This is a genomic window from Alteromonas sp. Cnat2-8 (assembly GCF_022348355.1).
Taxonomy (GTDB): domain Bacteria; phylum Pseudomonadota; class Gammaproteobacteria; order Enterobacterales; family Alteromonadaceae; genus Alteromonas; species Alteromonas macleodii.
Map to the genome: position 1 here is coordinate 693491 of NZ_JAKREX010000002.1, position 18486 is coordinate 711976.

General features: G+C 45.2%; 17 protein-coding genes. 14 read left to right on the top strand and 3 right to left on the bottom strand.

Going from position 1 to position 18486, the window contains the following annotated elements:
- Positions 1-15 precede the first annotated feature (15 nt).
- Positions 16-405 (bottom strand): DUF2170 family protein, encoded by a 390-nt coding sequence (locus MHN00_RS07130; protein WP_039228385.1) that lies wholly within the window; start codon positions 403-405, stop codon positions 16-18.
- Positions 406-673: 268 nt separating this feature from the next.
- On the opposite strand from MHN00_RS07130, the gene MHN00_RS07135 reads away from it, so the two are divergent.
- The 6 genes from MHN00_RS07135 to secF all read left to right on the top strand — a co-directional run bounded on the left by MHN00_RS07135 (position 674) and on the right by secF (position 6927).
- Positions 674-949 carry a DUF6471 domain-containing protein gene (locus tag MHN00_RS07135; protein ID WP_014950191.1) on the top strand — a complete coding sequence of 92 codons (276 nt, stop codon included), beginning with the start codon at positions 674-676 and terminating at the stop codon, positions 947-949.
- Positions 950-1383: 434 nt separating this feature from the next.
- On the top strand, positions 1384-2430 hold the full coding sequence (gene queA, locus MHN00_RS07140; RefSeq protein WP_239300780.1) for a tRNA preQ1(34) S-adenosylmethionine ribosyltransferase-isomerase QueA: 1047 nt from the start codon (positions 1384-1386) through the stop codon (positions 2428-2430).
- Positions 2431-2603: 173 nt separating this feature from the next.
- A complete protein-coding gene (gene tgt, locus MHN00_RS07145; protein WP_014950189.1) occupies positions 2604-3716 on the top strand; it encodes a tRNA guanosine(34) transglycosylase Tgt in 1113 nt (370 codons plus the stop codon).
- Between the two features lie 24 nt (positions 3717-3740).
- Entirely contained in the window at positions 3741-4076 is a 336-nt protein-coding gene (gene yajC / locus MHN00_RS07150) for a preprotein translocase subunit YajC (protein WP_014999069.1), read from the top strand.
- A gap of 55 nt (positions 4077-4131) precedes the next feature.
- On the top strand, positions 4132-5976 hold the full coding sequence (gene secD, locus MHN00_RS07155; protein WP_014950187.1) for a protein translocase subunit SecD: 1845 nt from the start codon (positions 4132-4134) through the stop codon (positions 5974-5976).
- Positions 5977-5985: 9 nt separating this feature from the next.
- A complete protein-coding gene (gene secF, locus MHN00_RS07160) occupies positions 5986-6927 on the top strand; it encodes a protein translocase subunit SecF (RefSeq protein ID WP_131136686.1) in 942 nt (313 codons plus the stop codon).
- Between the two features lie 74 nt (positions 6928-7001).
- On the opposite strand, the gene MHN00_RS20535 is transcribed toward secF, so the two are convergent.
- The gene (locus MHN00_RS20535) at positions 7002-7898 is read right to left on the bottom strand and encodes a LytTR family DNA-binding domain-containing protein (protein WP_014950185.1); all 897 of its coding nucleotides are present in this window, start codon (positions 7896-7898) and stop codon (positions 7002-7004) included.
- Between the two features lie 100 nt (positions 7899-7998).
- Between MHN00_RS20535 and MHN00_RS07170 the strand changes: the two genes are divergently transcribed.
- On the top strand, positions 7999-9321 hold the full coding sequence (locus tag MHN00_RS07170) for an acyltransferase family protein (RefSeq protein ID WP_239300781.1): 1323 nt from the start codon (positions 7999-8001) through the stop codon (positions 9319-9321).
- A gap of 204 nt (positions 9322-9525) precedes the next feature.
- On the opposite strand, the gene suhB is transcribed toward MHN00_RS07170, so the two are convergent.
- Positions 9526-10302, bottom strand: a complete 777-nt coding sequence (gene suhB / locus MHN00_RS07175; RefSeq protein ID WP_014950183.1) for an inositol-1-monophosphatase — start codon at positions 10300-10302, stop codon at positions 9526-9528.
- A 255-nt stretch (positions 10303-10557) separates the two neighbouring features.
- Between suhB and trmJ the strand changes: the two genes are divergently transcribed.
- The 7 genes from trmJ (at position 10558) to sufB (ending at position 18486) form a co-directional block, all read left to right on the top strand.
- Positions 10558-11322, top strand: coding sequence for a tRNA (cytosine(32)/uridine(32)-2'-O)-methyltransferase TrmJ (gene trmJ / locus MHN00_RS07180; RefSeq protein ID WP_014950182.1), 765 nt, complete (start codon positions 10558-10560; stop codon positions 11320-11322).
- A gap of 5 nt (positions 11323-11327) precedes the next feature.
- Positions 11328-12152, top strand: a complete 825-nt coding sequence (gene cysE, locus MHN00_RS07185; RefSeq protein WP_014950181.1) for a serine O-acetyltransferase — start codon at positions 11328-11330, stop codon at positions 12150-12152.
- Positions 12153-12320: 168 nt separating this feature from the next.
- Complete coding sequence (locus MHN00_RS07190) at positions 12321-13775, top strand: NAD(P)/FAD-dependent oxidoreductase (RefSeq protein WP_239300782.1); 1455 nt, start codon at positions 12321-12323, stop codon at positions 13773-13775.
- 49 nt (positions 13776-13824) lie between these two features.
- A complete protein-coding gene (locus MHN00_RS07195) occupies positions 13825-14736 on the top strand; it encodes an alpha/beta hydrolase (protein WP_069944619.1) in 912 nt (303 codons plus the stop codon).
- A 248-nt stretch (positions 14737-14984) separates the two neighbouring features.
- Positions 14985-15470, top strand: coding sequence for a Fe-S cluster assembly transcriptional regulator IscR (gene iscR / locus MHN00_RS07200; protein ID WP_014950178.1), 486 nt, complete (start codon positions 14985-14987; stop codon positions 15468-15470).
- An 18-nt stretch (positions 15471-15488) separates the two neighbouring features.
- Entirely contained in the window at positions 15489-16655 is a 1167-nt protein-coding gene (locus MHN00_RS07205; protein ID WP_239300783.1) for an IscS subfamily cysteine desulfurase, read from the top strand.
- Positions 16656-17049: 394 nt separating this feature from the next.
- A complete protein-coding gene (gene sufB, locus MHN00_RS07210) occupies positions 17050-18486 on the top strand; it encodes a Fe-S cluster assembly protein SufB (RefSeq protein WP_014950176.1) in 1437 nt (478 codons plus the stop codon).

Here is an 18486-nt window from a genome sequence, read left to right on the forward strand (position 1 = left end):
CCTTAGAAGTAAATTTTAGTTAAGGTGTGTTTCGTAGGCATCTAAGAAAGATGCAACATTCTGAAACAGGGTTTCCACTTCAATAACGATACTTTCGGCTTTTGACTGGGCACTTAGCGCACCAAAGGCAGTGTAGTACTCTTCACCACCAATGTTTGAAATGCCCACCGTGGTCAAAGGGAACACCATATGAGTAGACAATATTTCATGATCTAGCGCTGGCTTATCTTTTACTTCCGACGCTGTAAACAAAAGACTCTCTACTAAGATCTGCTCTCCGCTGATAGCAAGCCAGGCGTCTATGCCGTCTTGATTAGCAATAAGTAAGCAGTTTTCCTCACGTGTTACCACAAAGTCATCATGCTCTTTAAATAAGGCTTCGATGCTTTCCAGTTCCCAGCTCATACCTTTCTCCTTTAATTATTGAAGCGATAGTTGTGAAAATGAATGTCGTGTAAGTGGTGTGTTATACAACTGCACTTTATTAAAAACAGATACTTTGCTGTATTAACCACCGAAGTTACTGTAACGACTATTTTCATCTTCGCCAATATCTAGACTTGCAGTGTAGACCTGTTGTGCCATAATCGTCAACATTAAATGCATGCTATAAGTGTAAAAAAGTGTGTTTTTGTAAAATATATATCACATTTGTGTGGTTTTGGGAGGCTGTGTGAACACTGGAAATACGCAAGGTGCTAAAAATGCGTGGCGGCAAACGGTAGCAAGAGTCGTGAAATCTGAGATGTCTGTGCGCGGCGTAAAATATCAAGCGTTAAGCCAAAGGCTGGAAGAGATTGGCGTGGAGCAAAGCGCAGATAACCTTAGAAATAAAGTAAATAAAGGTATTATGGGCGCCGATTTACTTCTGCAGATTTTGTACGTGTTGAAGGCGCGTCCATTAGATGCGGCGCTTTTAGAGGAAATCTTAACTGATCTTCAGCAATAAACAGCGTAAAATACCGCCGTTTATAAGATATCGATATTCAACTAACCTGTCGCGCAGAGGAATCGAAGCTTCGCAATAACGTTGCGATGAGTGAAGGTAGGCAGGGAAAATAAGCAGATAAAAAAATACCCAGCAAGTGCTGGGTACGAATGATAAGGAATGTTTATGGGAGAACATCATCACTATCTGCAGGTATCTTAACCGTTTAAGGAGTTAAGTGCTATTTAATAAATTGAATTGTACGTATATTGTTCAATATAAAGTTATTTTATAATATACGTTAACTTTTAATTTGTTGATAATTAACATTTTTTGTTTTTATTTTGACTTTGGCTTAATCTGTAGATCTATTTTTATTAGCCTTTAGTTGCAACTTAAATAGCACTTAATATTCTACTTTTGTCTAACTTTTATGCCGTAATTTAGTCGTATTTATGAAACTATCAGATTTTAGCTTCGAGCTACCCGAAAAACTTATCGCCAAATACCCAACTCAGCAACGTACAGCGAGTCGCTTGTTACATTTAGATGGGAAGACTGGCAATGTAGCGCACACGATGTTCGCTGACATGCTGAAATTTGTAGAGCCGGGTGACCTCTTGGTGTTCAACAATACGCGAGTTATTCCTGCACGTTTACTGGGCAAAAAGGAAACGGGTGGTCAGGTTGAGGTGCTGATCGAGCGCATCACATCAGACAATACAGCGTTAGCGCATGTTCGCGCGAGCAAGGCGCCTAAGCCTGGATCTAAGCTGATTCTTGAAGAAAAAGTGAATGTTACGGTGACAGGGCGAGACGATGCGCTATTTATTTTACAGTTTGACCACTATGAGACCGTATTAACGCTGCTGGAAGCCCATGGCCACATGCCGCTACCTCCTTACATCGACCGTCCCGATGAAAGTTCAGACAAAGAGCGCTATCAAACCGTTTACAATCAAAAGCCGGGCGCGGTTGCGGCGCCTACTGCAGGGCTACACTTTGACGATGCAATACTGGCTGCGTTAAAAGAAAAAGGCGTGAATTTGGCCTTTGTAACTTTGCACGTTGGCGCGGGTACATTCCAGCCTGTGCGCGTTGATAATATTCAAGAGCACAAAATGCACGCAGAGTTCGCCGAAGTACCACAAGACGTTGTTGACGCTGTTCTAACCACAAAGGCCAACGGTAAACGCGTTATTGCAGTGGGTACAACCTCTGTACGCTCTTTGGAGTCAGCGGCAAAGGCAAGTGCAGAGCGCGGTGACGAGGAAGTTATTGCGCCATTTAACGAAGATACTGAGATTTTTATCTACCCCGGTTTTGAGTTTAAAGTGGTAGACGCAATGTTCACCAATTTTCACCTTCCAGAGTCCACGCTAATGATGTTAATTAGCGCATTTGCTGGCAAAGAGAATGTCATGAAGGCGTATCAAGAAGCGATAGAGAAAGAATATCGATTCTTTAGCTACGGTGATTCTATGTTTATTGAACGCGCCTAAGCACATTCGCCCGAGGACATTAGGCGTTTAAATCGGTGTTTTGCAGGCCTTTCTAGCTTAGTTACAGATAAACATAGATACGGGGCATGATCTCAGCCGAATTACTGGTATAATCGCCGCCAATTTATTTTTATACCCAGCGCAAAAGCGCACCAAAGTGGGAATGCTTTCACATGCAATTTGAGTTGTTAAAAACCGAAGGCCGAGCACGACGCGGTCGTTTGGTGTTTGAACGCGGTGTTGTTGAAACACCAGCGTTCATGCCCGTAGGTACATACGGTACCGTTAAGGGAATGACCCCTGAAGAATTAAAAGACAGCGGTGCACACATCTGTCTTGGAAACACGTTTCACCTGATGCTTCGTCCTGGTACGGGCATTATTCGCCAGCATGGCGACCTGCACGACTTCATGAATTGGGACAAGCCAATCCTTACGGATTCGGGCGGCTTCCAAGTGTTTAGCTTGGGTGATTTGCGTAAAATTACCGAAGAAGGTGTAACATTCCGCTCTCCGATAAACGGCGAAAAGATCTTACTTACGCCTGAAAAATCGATGGAAGTTCAGCGCGATTTGGGCTCTGACATCGTGATGATTTTTGATGAGTGCACGCCGTACCCAGCTACTGAACAAGAAGCGCGCGTTTCAATGGAAATGTCGCTACGCTGGGCCAAACGTAGTAAAGAAGCCCATGGCGATAACCCAGCGGCACTGTTTGGTATCATTCAAGGCGGTATGTACGAAGGTCTGCGCGACGTTTCACTTGCTGGCCTTGAAGCTATTGGCTTCGACGGTTACGCCATTGGTGGTCTTTCAGTAGGTGAGCCGAAAGAAGATATGATCCGCATTATCGATCATACCGCGCCTAAAATTCCGGAAGATAAACCTCGCTATTTAATGGGCGTGGGTAAACCTGAAGATTTGGTAGAGTCTGTGCGTCGCGGTATCGATATGTTTGACTGTGTAATGCCCACGCGTAACGCCCGAAACGGTCACCTGTTTGTGACTGAAGGCGTAGTGAAGATTCGCAATGCGAAACACAGAAACGACACCTCGCCATTAGATGAGAATTGTGATTGCTACACTTGTAAAAACTATTCTCGCTCTTATCTACATCATTTGGACAAGTGTAACGAAATCTTGGGTGCGCGCTTAAACACCATCCATAACCTTCGCTACTATCAGCGCGTGATGCAGGGTCTTCGCGATGCGATTGACGCAGGTACGCTTGATGAGTTTGTACAAGAATTTTATGAACAAAAAGGGTTGCCGGTTCCGGCACTATAACAACGATAATATTTGGGGAATTTTATGAGCCTATTTATCTCTAACGCTTACGCACAGTCTGCTGGTGCGCCGCAAGGTGGCGGCATGGAAATGATCATCATGCTAGCTGTATTTGGTTTAATCTTTTACTTCTTGCTTTACCGTCCACAGGCTAAGCGTGTAAAAGAGCATAAAAACCTAGTATCGTCACTAAGCAAAGGCGATGAAGTGTTAACACAAGGTGGTTTGGTTGGAAAAATCACTAAAGTGTCAGAAGAAAAAGACTTCATTGAAGTTGCACTTAACGATTCAAACAACATCGTTGTTCAGAAGTCTTCAGTAACTGCTGTGCTGCCTAAAGGCACGATGAAGTCACTGTAAGTAACAAAAGCCGGGGCCGGGACGCTTCCCGGTACTGGCACGAAAGGATTATCCAGTGCTAAACAAAAACTCTATTTGGAAAGTACTGAGTGCACTCATTGTGGTTGCAATGTGTGCACTTTATGCGCTTCCTAACATTTACGGTGAAGATCACGCCGTACAAATCTCAGCAGGCCGTGACGCTGTGGTAACTGACGCCACTGTGGAACAAGTAAAAGCCGCGCTAAGTGAAAAGAATATCTCTCCAAAACGTGTTGAGTTTGAGAACGAACAAATATTAGTTCGCGTTTCGGATTCTGACACCCAGCTTGTAACGCGCGAAACGCTTGAAAAGGCGCTTGGTGATGACTACTACGTGGCTATGAACCTTGCCCCTGACACGCCAGAATGGCTTGAAGGCCTAGGTGGCGCGCCAATGAAGCTAGGTCTTGACCTTCGCGGTGGTGTTCACTTCTTGATGGAAGTGGATATGACCGAAGTGATTGCTAAGTCGCTAGAAGACGCAGAGGGTGGTTTCCGTACTTCACTGCGTGAAGAGGGCATTCGTTATCGCGGTGTAAAACAGGTTGACGATCATATCGACATTACGTTCCGTGATGAAGATGCGCTAGACAAGGCTGAGTTCTTTTTGCGCAACCAAAGTCGCGACCTTACCTTTAACCAGGTGGACGACTTAACACTTCGCGCTATTTTTGCTGAAAGCAAGCTTCAGGAAATTCGCGACAACGCGGTTAAGCAAAACATTACCATTATTCGCAACCGTGTAAACCAACTTGGTGTGGCTGAGCCGCTTGTACAAAAGCAAGGTGCTGATCGCATTGTTGTGCAGCTTCCAGGTATTCAAGACACCGCCCGTGCGAAAGAGATTCTTAATGCCACAGCAACACTAGAATTTCGCATGGTAGATCAGAAGAACGATATCCGTGATGCATTGAACGGCCGCGTTCCTCCTGGCTCTCAAGTGATTGAAGATCAGCAAGGCATTCCTCAGCTTCTTGAAAAGCGTATTATGCTTACCGGTAGCCATATTATTGATGCGAATAGCGGTGTTGATGAGTACGGACTTCCGAACGTAAACATCTCGCTTGATTCTGAAGGCGGTAATAAGATGTCTCGCTCAACCCGTGGGAACATTGGTAAACCAATGGCTACGGTGTTTATCGAATACAAGTCGACTGGCGAACGTAACAAAGACGGCAAGCTAGTGTTTGAGAAACACGAGCAAGTGATCTCGGTTGCGACTATTCGTGCGCAACTGGGTAGCAAGTTCCAAATCACAGGTCTTGATTCACCGAAGGAAGCCCGTGACTTAGCGTTACTACTTCGCGCAGGTGCATTGATTGCGCCAATTCAAATTGTTGAAGAGCGTACGGTTGGACCAAGCTTGGGTAAAGAAAACATTGAGCTGGGCATGCAGGCTATTATGTATGGTCTGGCAGCGGTACTTGTTTTCATGTTGATTTACTACAAAGCGTTTGGTGTAGTAGCGAACATCGCTCTGATTACAAACCTGGTTATGATTGTGGGCATTATGTCGATGATCCCTGGTGCAACGCTTACGCTACCGGGTATGGCAGGTATTGTACTGACCGTTGGTATGGCGGTAGATGCAAACGTTCTTATCTTTGAGCGTATACGAGAAGAGATACGTGACGGCCGCAGCCCACAGCATGCCATTCATCAGGGTTACGATAGTGCTTTTTCTACCATTCTAGATGCTAACATTACCACCTTCATTGCAGGCTTAATCCTGTTTGCCGTGGGCACAGGCCCAATTAAAGGCTTCTCGATTACACTGATGATTGGTATAGCAACCTCGATGTTTACCGCAATCCTAGTAACGCGCGTTATTGTTAACGCAGTATGGGGCGGTCGACGCGTAGAGAAATTGGCGATTTAAGGAAGTAACATGCAATTATTAAAACTATCCGATACCGTCAATTTTATGCGCCTTCGCATTCCTGCGATGGTGTTGTCAACGGTACTTATTTTAGGCTCGTTCGTGTCGCTAGGCGTTAATAGCCTTAACTGGGGGCTAGACTTCACTGGCGGTACGCTAATTGAGGTTGGCTATGAAGATGCCGCTAATTTAGAGGGCATTCGCGCCCAGTTAAACGAAGCAAACTTTGAAGATGCTATAGTGCAGAATTTTGGCAGCAGCCAAGATGTACTTATCCGTATTGCTCCTCGTGATGGCGTTAAAGCTGTGACTATTGGTGAGCAGGTACTAGCTGCGCTGCGCGCTGATGGTACTAAGGTTGATATGCGTCGTATCGAGTTCGTAGGCCCTAACGTAGGTGAAGAGCTTACTGAGCAGGGCGGCCTTGCGATGCTAGTCGCACTCTTGTGTATTCTGGTTTATGTCGCAATGCGATTTGAATGGCGATTCGCCCTAGGGTCAGTTTCAGCACTAGCTCACGACGTTATACTTACGCTGGGTTTGTTTTCAGTACTTCAAATCGAGTTTGACCTTACGGTACTTGCAGCGGTACTAGCGGTAATTGGTTATTCACTTAACGATACCATCGTTGTGTGTGACCGTATTCGTGAGAACTTCCGCAAAATTCGTAAAGGTGAGCCTGTTGAGATTATCAATATCTCGCTAACGCAAACCCTAAACCGTACTATCATCACCTCATTAACCACGGTGTTGGTATTGGTTGCATTATTCTACAAGGGTGGTGCACTTATTCACGGATTTGCAACAGCATTGCTGTTTGGTGTAGTGGTAGGTACTTACTCATCGGTGTATATCGCAAGTTCAGTGGCACTTGCATTGGGTATTAGTAAAGAAGACCTAATGCCACCACAAGTGGAAAAGGAAGGCGCAGATTTAGATCCTATGCCTTAGTTTTACACGCTTGAAACGTACAAAAACCGCATCTACGATGCGGTTTTTTTACGCTTTATCAAAAGTGGAATTTACTATTGATTGGGGGCTAATGCTTGTTTCAGATCATCTTTATATCGCCTGGAAAGCGCTACTGATTGACCGTTATTGAGCATTATTGTTCCATCCCCTGTTTCTTCATAACTTATAGACACAATGGCAGGTATTCGCACTGCGTGCGACCGGTGCACTCGCATAAAGCCTTGATGTGCTCCTTCTTCACAAAACCGGCCAAGGGTATAACGCAAGGGGTAAACGCCCACGTGAGTATGAAGGTTAATGTAATTTCCTGAGGCTTCTACTCGCTGTATGTCAGTGACTTGAACCAAAAACTCCTTATTGAGCTTTTTCACCAATAAATAGTCAGGTAAGGTGCTGGCCACGTTGTCATTCGTTATCTGTGATGTGTCGCGTGTAATAGGTGATGCTTCACCAATTAAGCGTTGATAGCCAAACCGTGCAATATAGTAAAAAGTAATCAGAGTAATATAGCCCCATACATCCTTTCGATATTCGTAGATGAACTCATTGAGCCATATCCCAAAGTCATAATTGCGTTCAGAGAATAAATAGACGAGCTTTCGAAATGCTACCATTAATGATACATGGGCTACTGAAAATAAACTGGCGAAGGCAAAATGCCACCCAAGCCATGTCGCTCCCACTTTTACCTTCTGATCGAGTATACGTATAGCGATAATTAATGGGATGACGAGCAAAGCGGTGCTCAAAGCACTCGAGTATTCCCAAACGTACGGCTCCCAAAGTGCTACGCTGTTATTGTCGCTTCGAGAAAATTCAGTCCAACTAGACGCAGCATTGATTGAATTGTTTATAAACAAATAGGCTGTAAGCAAAACAAATGCAGCGTATTTATGTTTTGATTCAGAATCCCTAAGAAACTGACTCCATTTTTCATCCCAGTTATTCACCGCTTAACCCTTTTTCCCTTAATTCTCGTCACTTAGGCGTTTGCTGTCGGACGTCTATCACATTAGATGCAACACGTTAGTTAAACACTATTGAATAGGAGTGAGGACATTGACGCAAGCATATGTTGATCAGGAAGCAACGTTTGTTAACAGAACTTCAAAGGGGGAGGCGAAAGAGAAGGCCGTGGTCGAGAGTCCTGTCACTCAGCGTTATTTCGAGTTGGATGCACTGCGTGTCATCGCGTTTGGTGTACTCATTTTTTATCACATCGGAATGTATTACGTTCTAGAGTGGGGCTGGCATATAAAAAGCGACGTGCAATTTCCACTTTTACAAGATGTGATGATATTGACCAACCAATGGCGTATGTCTTTATTATTTTTGATCTCTGCCATGGTATTTACCGTCGTGCTGCGCCGCGCTTATGGCCAAACGACCTCTCGCTGGCGTGTATCTCTTTCACTACTGGGGAAGAGGGCGTTGCGGATATTAATTCCTCTTGTATTCGGTATGTTTGTTATCGTCGCGCCACAAGTTTATGCAGAGTGGACAGTCAGCGGAGCACTAGCCATGCCGTTTAGCGAGTTCTACGTTGCTTACATCAATCCAAATACTGACTTGTTTATCGACAAACAATCGGTAATTGGCTTACTGACATGGAATCACCTTTGGTTTTTACCTTACCTTTTTGTGTATAGCGCTTTCATATTGCTGTTTTTCCCGCTTATCAGATTTGTGGAAGTAAGGGCGTTGAGAGTACTCGATAGTTTGGCGCTGTTTAGCGTGTTAGTGGTTACGATCATGACTGCCATATGGCTGGAACTACGAGTAGCATATCCCACGTCGCACGACTTGCTTAATGATTGGTATAGTCATGCAAAGTACTTTTTTGTGATGCTGGTAGGTATTGTGATTGTGCTTAGACCCGCATTGTATGCTGCAATTATGAGGTCCCGTTACGTAAGCTTAACCATTGCGATAGTACTTTACAGCGTCATAATTTTAGATCGGCACGACTTGCTAGGCCCTACAGGGCAGTTGATGGAATCGTCGCCAGGGTTTCGTGTTTTGGTTGGTGTAATCGTTGTACTTAATCACTGGGCATGGTTGGCAGCAATATTTGGGTTCGGTCGAAAATATTTGTCTAACCCGAGTAAGGTGGTGAGCTATTTGAACAAAGGCGTGTTGCCTTACTATATGGTGCATCAAACGATAATTGTGGTGGCGGCGTTCTTTTTGAGCTCCCGTGTATCGTCGACACTCGGAGAATTTATTTTAATAACGCTAATAACCGTTGTGGGGTGCGCACTGACATACGAAGTCGCCAAGCGCTTTTTAATACTTAGATTTTTATTTGGCCTAAAGTTAAACACCAGTCCGCACAGCTCATTAGCCACTCAGCGAGAGGTAAAGTGTTCGTAATCGCGGTGTGTTACCGCAGGTATAACGAAACCAATAAGTGAGAAAAAGAAAAAGGCGCTATGTCACGTCATTCGTGTCATAGCGCCTTTATTGTTTAACTGTGCTTGGTTTATCGGCTCAGTTTATGTGCTTACGAGCGATTTATTTAAGCTGCTTTTACTTAAAGTGCTTCTTATTTAAGGTGCTTCTTACTTAAGATGCTTCTTATTTAAGGTGCTTAACTAGGCCTTGAACAACCTTCACGCTACCAGCAACAATTTCACCTTTGTGAAGTGGATCGTTACCGCCTTTAAAGTCAGTTACCAAGCCGCCAGCTTCACGAACAATAAGCTCACCTGCTGCGATATCCCAAGATTTAATGCCGCGCTCCCAGTAACCGTCGTGGCGGCCAGCTGCAACGTAAGCAAGGTCTAGCGCTGCACTACCTGCGCGGCGAATGTCGCCCACTTCGTGGAAAATTTTGTTAAGGCTTAGTGCATACTCGCCAAATTGAGACTTGTTCTTAAACGGTAAGCCAGTAGCTATAATGGTTTCAGAAAGGTCACGAGGCTTAGAAGCACGAATACGATAACCGTTAAGCTGCGCGCCTTGACCACGGCTCGCGGTGAATAGTTCGCTGCGAATTGGGTCGAAAACAACCGCTTGATCTAAGCGACCTTTGTGAAGAAGTGCAATTGAAACGGCAAAGTGAGGAATGCCTTTTACAAAGTTAGTGGTGCCATCTAGTGGATCGATGATCCACTGATAATCAGTTTCTGTGCCCAAAACTTCACCCGATTCTTCACCTAGGAAGCAATGGTTCGGGTAAGACTGCTGAATTTTGGCAATAATTGCTTGTTCTGCTTCTTTATCAACTTGAGTAACGAAGTCGTTTAAGCCTTTTGACTCTGTTGCTACTTCATTATGTTTTTCAAAACCACGAACAATAACTGTTCCAGCCGCACGCGCAGCGCGCACCGCAATATTCAGCATAGGATGCATAGATAAACCACCAATTGTAAAAGACCAATGAAACAAACTAACTGTACAAAAAATAGCTAGTTGTTTTCGAAAACGGGCGGAGTCTACCAGAATCTATGCGTGATGCAAATGAATTCCCAGCACAATTGCGTGAATAGCCATCTATACTGCCGCTGTGTTAAACTTCACGCTATTAAGGTCTGTAAGATAGTACGCCAAAAGCGCGTATTATCGAATTAAAGACGCTATCCAAATAAGTACGTAGGTATTACACGCATGCTCGAGAATATTCGCATTATTTTAGTTAACACGTCTCACACGGGAAACATCGGCTCGACAGCAAGAGCTATGAAAACCATGGGGCTGAGCAGCTTATATCTTGTCGACCCAGTAAATGAGCCAGACGGCCAAGCCAGTGCATTGGCGGCAGGGGCTGGTGATGTGCTTGCTAACGCGAAAATTGTAAGCACGCTGGAAGAGGCAGTTAAAGACTGTGGCTTGGTAGTAGGAACGTCTGCACGCTCTCGCACTCATTCATGGCCTATGTTAGGCCCGCGCGACTGTGGAGAGAAGCTGGTCCAAGAAGTAGAAAAGTATCCGGTAGCTTTGGTGTTTGGGCGTGAGAACAGTGGTTTAACTAATGAAGAGCTGCAGCAGTGTCACTTCCATATGTGTATTCCAGCCAACCCTGAATACAGCTCACTAAACTTAGCAGCAGCAGTGCAAACCCTTTGTTATGAGATTCGCATGGCCTATCTAAATCGCGAAACCTATCCAAGTGTTGAGGAAGAATATCCACTGAATGACGATTTAGAGCGTTTTTATACGCATTTGGAAACCACGCTGGAAGGCACGTCGTTCATTCGCAAAAGTCACCCGGGTGTGGTTATGACTAAGCTGCGTCGCTTGTTTAACCGAGCACGCCCTGAGTCTCAAGAGCTTAATATATTACGCGGTATATTGGCGTCTATCGATAAATCGGTGAAGAATGCTAACTCAGGCGATGCAGACCCTGCACCAGCGATAGAAGAAAAAGAGTAAACACTATGTTCGCCCGTATAAAAGATGATATTCAAGGTGTATTTCATCGCGACCCAGCGGCCAGAAACACCTTTGAAGTGCTAACCAACTATCCTGGCCTTCATGCAGTGTGGCTACATCGCATCAGTCACAAACTATGGAAGGCTGAATGGAAATGGTTGGCACGCAGTTTATCAACCTTTAGCCGTTGGCTTACGGGGATTGAAATTCACCCTGGTGCCACGTTAGGACGACGGGTATTTATCGATCACGGTATGGGTGTGGTAATTGGTGAAACTGCAGAAATTGGCGATGATGTCACCCTTTACCACGGCGTTACTCTTGGAGGCACTAGCTGGAGAGCAGGTAAGCGCCACCCAACCCTTAAAAAAGGCGCTGTAGTTGGGGCTGGTGCTAAAGTGTTAGGGCCTATTATTATAGGTGAAAACGCTAAAGTAGGGTCTAACTCTGTGGTCGTAAAAGATATTCCTGATGGCGCTACGGCGGTGGGGATCCCGGGTCGTATCATTATCTCGAAGCAAAAAGAGATGAATGCGTCGGTAAACCCTGAGCGAGATAAAATTGCCCAGAAATATGGTTTTGATGCCTATGCTGTCGCGCCAGATAACCCTGATCCTGTGGCCAATGCGATGGGCATAATGCTAGAGCATATGCACCAAATGGACACCAAAGTGGAAGAGATGTGCAAGGTCATTCAGTCACTAGGTGGCGATGTGTGTACCGATAATTTACACAATATTAGCGCTGAAGATTTCGCAGAAACGGGTTTCGACCTAACGGAAACCCAAGAGCGAGAGAAGGCGCATTCTTCTTTCGACCCCGCTATTTAACTCTAATTCCGCATACTATTTTCGGGTGTAAAGGCAGAGAACCTTCACCCTTATATAGTAAATATTCACAAAGGCTTGTTTTTACACTACATTAACAAGCACATTGACTCATGCATAACTCCAACATACATTGAGATGAAAGGTTGATCATCACTTTTCAGGGACGTTATGCAAGAAACAGCGCCATTACTCGACGTACTAATTGTTGGAGCCGGAATTTCGGGTATCGGCTGCGCCTACCACATTCAAAAAAAATGTCCTGACCTTTCATATTCTATTATAGAAGCCCGCGGTGATTTGGGCGGCACATGGGACTTATTCAAATACCCGGGAATACGCTCAGATTCTGATTTATTCACCTTTGGCTACGAATTCAAACCTTGGAAAGAGAAAAAGGCCATTGCTGATGGTCGTTCAATAAAGGCTTACGTAGAAGAAACCGCGGCTGAAAACGGTATTAAAGAGCACATACGTTTTTTAACTCGTGTGGTAGATATAGATTGGCAAAGCGATAAACACTATTGGCGGGTTACGTTAAAGTCAGAAGAGAGTGGGCAGCATGAGCACATTGCCGCCAGATGGATATTTAACGCTTCGGGTTATTATCGATACGATAAAGGTTATGCACCACATTTCAAAGGGCAATCACAATTTAACGGTCAGATTGTACATCCACAGCATTGGCCTGAAGATCTGGATTACGAAAACAAACGCGTCGTGGTAATCGGAAGCGGTGCAACGGCGGTAACGCTGGTTCCCGCACTAGCGAAAAGCGCATCGCACGTGACTATGCTGCAAAGAACGCCATCCTACGTATTGCCTGTGCCCGTAGATGATCCAATCGCAAAACATTTACGCGCGTGGTTTAGCGAGGATACAGCGTTTAAAGCTGCGCGTTGGTTTAACATAGCGAAACAGCGTTGGGTGTACGTGTTTTGTCAGCGCTTTCCGCATCGTGCGCGCAAAATAATACGCAGTCTTAATGCAAAAATGTTACCCGAAGGATATCCAGTAGATATACACTTTAACCCACCTTACAATCCTTGGGAGCAGCGACTGTGTGCAGTTCCGGGTGGAGATTTATTCGAGTCAATTTCGAAAGGTAAGGCGTCGGTTGCAACAGATACTATAGATACGTTTACTGAAACGGGCATTAAACTTGATTCGGGCCAGCATATTGAAGCAGATATTATAGTAACAGCCACCGGATTAAGCCTTCTGCCTTTAGGAGGGATAGTGCCCAAAATTGATGGTGAAGCTGTTTCGCTTCCAAAATGTGTTACGTATAAAGGTATGTTACTCAGTGGCGTGCCTAATTTTGCTATTGCGGTGGGCTATACAGCTTCATCGTGGACACTAAAAATTGGCCTTCTATGTGAACATTTCACGCGATTGCTCAATCATATGGAAGAGCACGGCTTTACACAGTGTACACCTGTAGCAGACCCAAATATGGAAACACAACCGTTGCTAAACTTTGGCGCTGGCTACATCCAACGCTCTTTAGAACAGTTGCCACGTCAAGGCATGCAGTTTCCTTGGTCTATGTCGTTCAATTATGCACAAGACGTGAAAATTTTTCGGAAAGGCCGTGTAGACGATCCAGCGCTTAAGTTTGAATAGAAATTTTAATAGACGCACACTTACTTTTATTAAATCACGAGAGCTTTAAATGAGTTTAGCCCAGCATCATGAGCAATACGTAACGCTTAAAAGCGGTGATAGGTTTTGCTATGCCGAACATGGTGTCGGAAATACCGACACCATTGTACTCATTGTGGGTTTAGGTCTTCAGTTGGTTTATTGGCCAAACGCGCTTATTGAGCGTTTAGTTTCTAGTGGATTTCGCGTTATTTGCTTTGACAATCGTGATGCAGGAAGGTCAGTACGCAGCGACACACCGCATCCCAGCCTATTACAGCAGTTAAGAGGAAGGTCGCCGAAAGGTGCATATGGACTTGAACGGATGGCTGAAGATACTGCACAGTTGTTAGAGGCGCTAAATATATCAAGCGCACATATCGCAGGAATGTCTATGGGAGGGATGATTGCACAGACTCTTGCAAGTCTGCATCCTGAAAAAGTGATATCTATGACGTCTATTTTCTCGACGACAGGGAATCGCCGCGTAGGGCAACCCTCTTATTCAACGCTATGGCGAATGGCAAGAGCTAAAGCGCCAATGAACGAAAAAGACGCAGTAAAAAACTATCAGGCAATGATGACGCATATTGGCGATGTAGCTGCAAACGGAGCCGTAAATCAATGGCATCAGTACGCGCGTTTGGCATGGCAGCGAAATGGTGGCAAAAGTGATGCAAAAGCGATGTTCCGGCAAATCGGTGCTATTATGAAATCTGGGGACCGAACGCCAATGCTTCAAAATGTCAAAGCCCCAACATTAGTGATACACGGAGATGTTGATCACATGGTGCATCCCAGTGGCGGTGTTGCGACAGCCAGGGCTATATCAGGTGCTAAACATCAAATATTGCGCGGGTTGCGCCATCAAATTGATACCGTTCAATCACATCGGATAGCAGACAGTATTCTTGCTCATATTCACTTAAATGCAAACAAATAGCGCTTATGGTCGCCAATATTATTTACCCTTCAAATAAGCCATTCATCGCCTTTTATTAGCAGACCTTTCCGCGCAAATTTTGCGTCTATTAGTGCTTATTTGGATCGGGCTAAAATGAAACGAAAGCCTTGATGTACAAAAGCGATTACTCGAATCAATAATACCTGACTAATTTACTGGGTCTTATACTTGACCATTTTAGTCGGGTATGTGAAAATTCCCGCACTACAAAACGGCGGGAGAATCCAATGAAACTCACTTCTAAAGGGCGCTATGCGGTTACCGCAATGCTTGATGTCGCTTTGCATTCAAAGCGTGGTCCAGTGCCTCTTGCCGACATTTCAGAACGACAAGAAATTTCTTTATCTTACCTTGAACAGCTTTTTTCTCGATTGCGTAAAGAGCAATTGGTAGACAGCGTCCGCGGGCCTGGCGGCGGCTATTTATTAGGCCGTGAAGCAAGCAAAATTGCGATAGGCGAAGTCATTCGCGCCGTCGACGAGTCCATTGATGCGACACGTTGCCAAGGACAAGCAGACTGCCAAGGCGGCGATCGCTGTCTCACGCACAGCTTGTGGCAAGACCTAAGCGATCGCATTGCGGCGTTTTTAAATTCAATTACGTTGGGCGAGTTAATGGCCAAGCGTGATGTGCAAGAGGTAGCCGACCGTCAAGACGGTAATGCATCACTTCGTCATATCACCAAAGATATTGAAGTTAGTATCCAACTTTAAATTGGTATTGAGTAACGCATGGCTTTATCAACACCCGTTTATTTAGATTACGCAGCAACAACACCGGTAGACCCAAGTGTGGCCGAGGCAATGGCAAAATGCCTAACCCTGGATGGCAACTTTGGTAACCCAGCTTCTCGTAGTTATCGCTTCGGCTGGATGGCAGAAGAAGCGGTTGATGTTGCTAGAAATCAAATCAGCGACGCGCTTAATTGCGACCCGAGAGAAATTGTTTTTACTTCGGGGGCCACTGAATCGAACAATCTTGCTATAAAAGGCGTCGCCCAAGGTTATGCCAATAAAGGCAAACATATCATTACCGTTAACACCGAACATAAAGCGGTGTTGGATACCTGTGAGTTCTTACAAAGCCAAGGCTTTGAGGTTACCTATCTTGAAGTATTGCCAAACGGTTTAATTGATTTAAATGATCTCGAAAGCGCGTTGCGCGACGACACTATTTTGGTGTCGGTGATGCATGTGAACAATGAACTTGGTGTTATCCAAGACATTCAAGCTATTGGCCAGCTTTGTCGTGACAAAGGCGTTCTTTTTCATGTGGATGGTGCGCAAAGTGTGGGCAAAATTGCCATTGATTTAGCTGAGCTTCCTATAGATTTGCTGTCTATATCGGCGCACAAGATATACGGCCCTAAAGGTATGGGGGCACTATATGTGCGTCGCCGTCCTAAAATCAATCTGGTTGCACAAATTCATGGCGGGGGCCACGAGCGCGGCATGCGGTCGGGTACATTAGCCACCCACCAAATTGTTGGAATGGGTGAAGCCATCGCGCTAGCTTCTTCAAAAATAGAAGAGGATAGTGCGCGCATTTTAGCGCTGCGTGAATCGCTGTGGCAAGGCCTTCAACAGCTCGACGATATCTATTTAAATGGGCACGCAACACAGCGTATCCCGGGTATTTTAAATGTGAGCTTTGCGGGTGTAGACGGTGAAAGCTTGATGATGGGCTTAAATGATATTGCTGTATCTTCAGGGTCGGCATGTACATCAGCGAGTCTAGAGCCCTCGTATGTGTTAAAAGCGATTGGCCGCAGCAACGAATTGGCGCATGCAGGAATTAGATTCAGCGTGGGGCGTTTTACGACCCAAGAAGACATCGATTACGTAATACAAAAAGTAGTGGATGTAACCACAAGACTACGCCAAGCGGTTTCAGCATAAACACCTATACCGTCGTTGAGCGCGGGTTTTTGTAGTAGGCAAAGCGTAGTTAGTGTTAGCGCATTCTTTTTTATTTTAGTGAATGTGGAAGAAAATTAATGCGCGTTTGAAGGAAATTGACCTTCAAGCAGCGTTTAAAACGCGTAAGTGGCCATAAATTAATGGCTGAATATTTGAGTGAAATAGTCGGGTATTATATACTACGGCACCAAAATTTTAGGCTGTCCGCAATGTAACTGGCAGTTTTGGCAACTCTTTTGGGCGTAAACCCAAATAAATGACGTTGTTGAAGTTGAAAGTCGATATAAATTACCAAGACCGTGGGGTGATTTATTTGCCAGTTAAATAGAAAGGTTAGTGGCAGCAAATGCAGGCAAACAAGTGAGATCCCAACATGAGTGAACAGATCGAACAGGCGTTAGAAAGAAAGTACGATGCGGGTTTCTATTCAGAAATCGAATCGGAAACGTTTGAAAGCGGCCTGGACGAGTCGGTTATCCGCCGCATATCAGCAATGAAAAACGAGCCTGAATGGATGCTTGAATGGCGTTTGAAGTCTTATCATGCATGGCTAGAAATGGAAGAGCCTGATTGGGCGCATGTCGACTATCCGAAAATCGATTATCAGGCCATTTCTTATTACTCGGCACCAAAGAGTATGAAAGATAAGCCTAAGTCGCTAGATGAAGTTGACCCTGAGCTACTTCGCACCTATGAAAAGCTGGGCATACCTCTACACGAGCAGGAAATGCTGGCAGGCGTTGCGGTAGATGCGGTATTCGACTCGGTATCGGTTGTAACTACGTTCCGCGATAAGCTTGAAGAAGCGGGAGTGATCTTTTGCCCAATTTCTGAGGCAGTACAGAAGTACCCAGACCTTGTAAAGAAATACATCGGTTCGGTAGTGCCGCGCACAGATAACTATTTTGCTGCGCTTAATAGCGCTGTATTTACTGACGGTTCATTTGTCTATATTCCAAAAGGCACACGTTGCCCAATGGAGCTTTCTACTTATTTTCGTATTAACGAAATGAACACCGGTCAGTTCGAGCGTACTTTGATTGTTGCTGATGAAGGCAGCTATGTAAGCTACCTTGAAGGTTGCACCGCGCCACAGCGAGATGAGAACCAGCTGCATGCGGCAGTGGTTGAGCTAGTGGCAATGGACGACGCGCAAATTAAATACTCCACGGTACAGAACTGGTACCCGGGTGACGAGAACGGTAAAGGCGGTATCTACAACTTCGTGACAAAACGTGGTGTAGCGCATACCAATGCGAAAATCTCGTGGACGCAGGTTGAAACGGGCTCTGCGGTTACGTGGAAGTACCCAAGCTGTGTACTTAAAGGCGATAACAGTGTAGGTGAATTCTACTCAGTAGCGCTAACGCGCGGTCGCCAGCAGGCTGATACCGGTACTAAGATGATCCACGTGGGTAAAAATACCAAGTCGACCATTATCTCTAAAGGTATCTCAGCGGGTAACAGTAACAACGCCTATCGCGGGCTGGTTCAAATGGGCCCTCGCGCAGACGGAGCACGTAACTTCACCGAGTGTGACTCGCTACTTATCGGTGACAAATGTGGCGCGCACACATTCCCGTATATCGAAAGCCGCAACCCTTCAGCCATTGTTGAGCACGAAGCAACAACATCGAAGGTGAGCGACGAACAATTATTCCTGTGTCAGCAACGTGGCTTAGACACAGAAAAGGCCGTTTCTATGATTGTTAACGGTTTCTGTAAAGAAGTATTCAAAGAGCTGCCAATGGAATTTGCCGTAGAAGCCGGCAAGCTGCTCGAAATTAGTCTTGAAGGTTCAGTGGGGTAA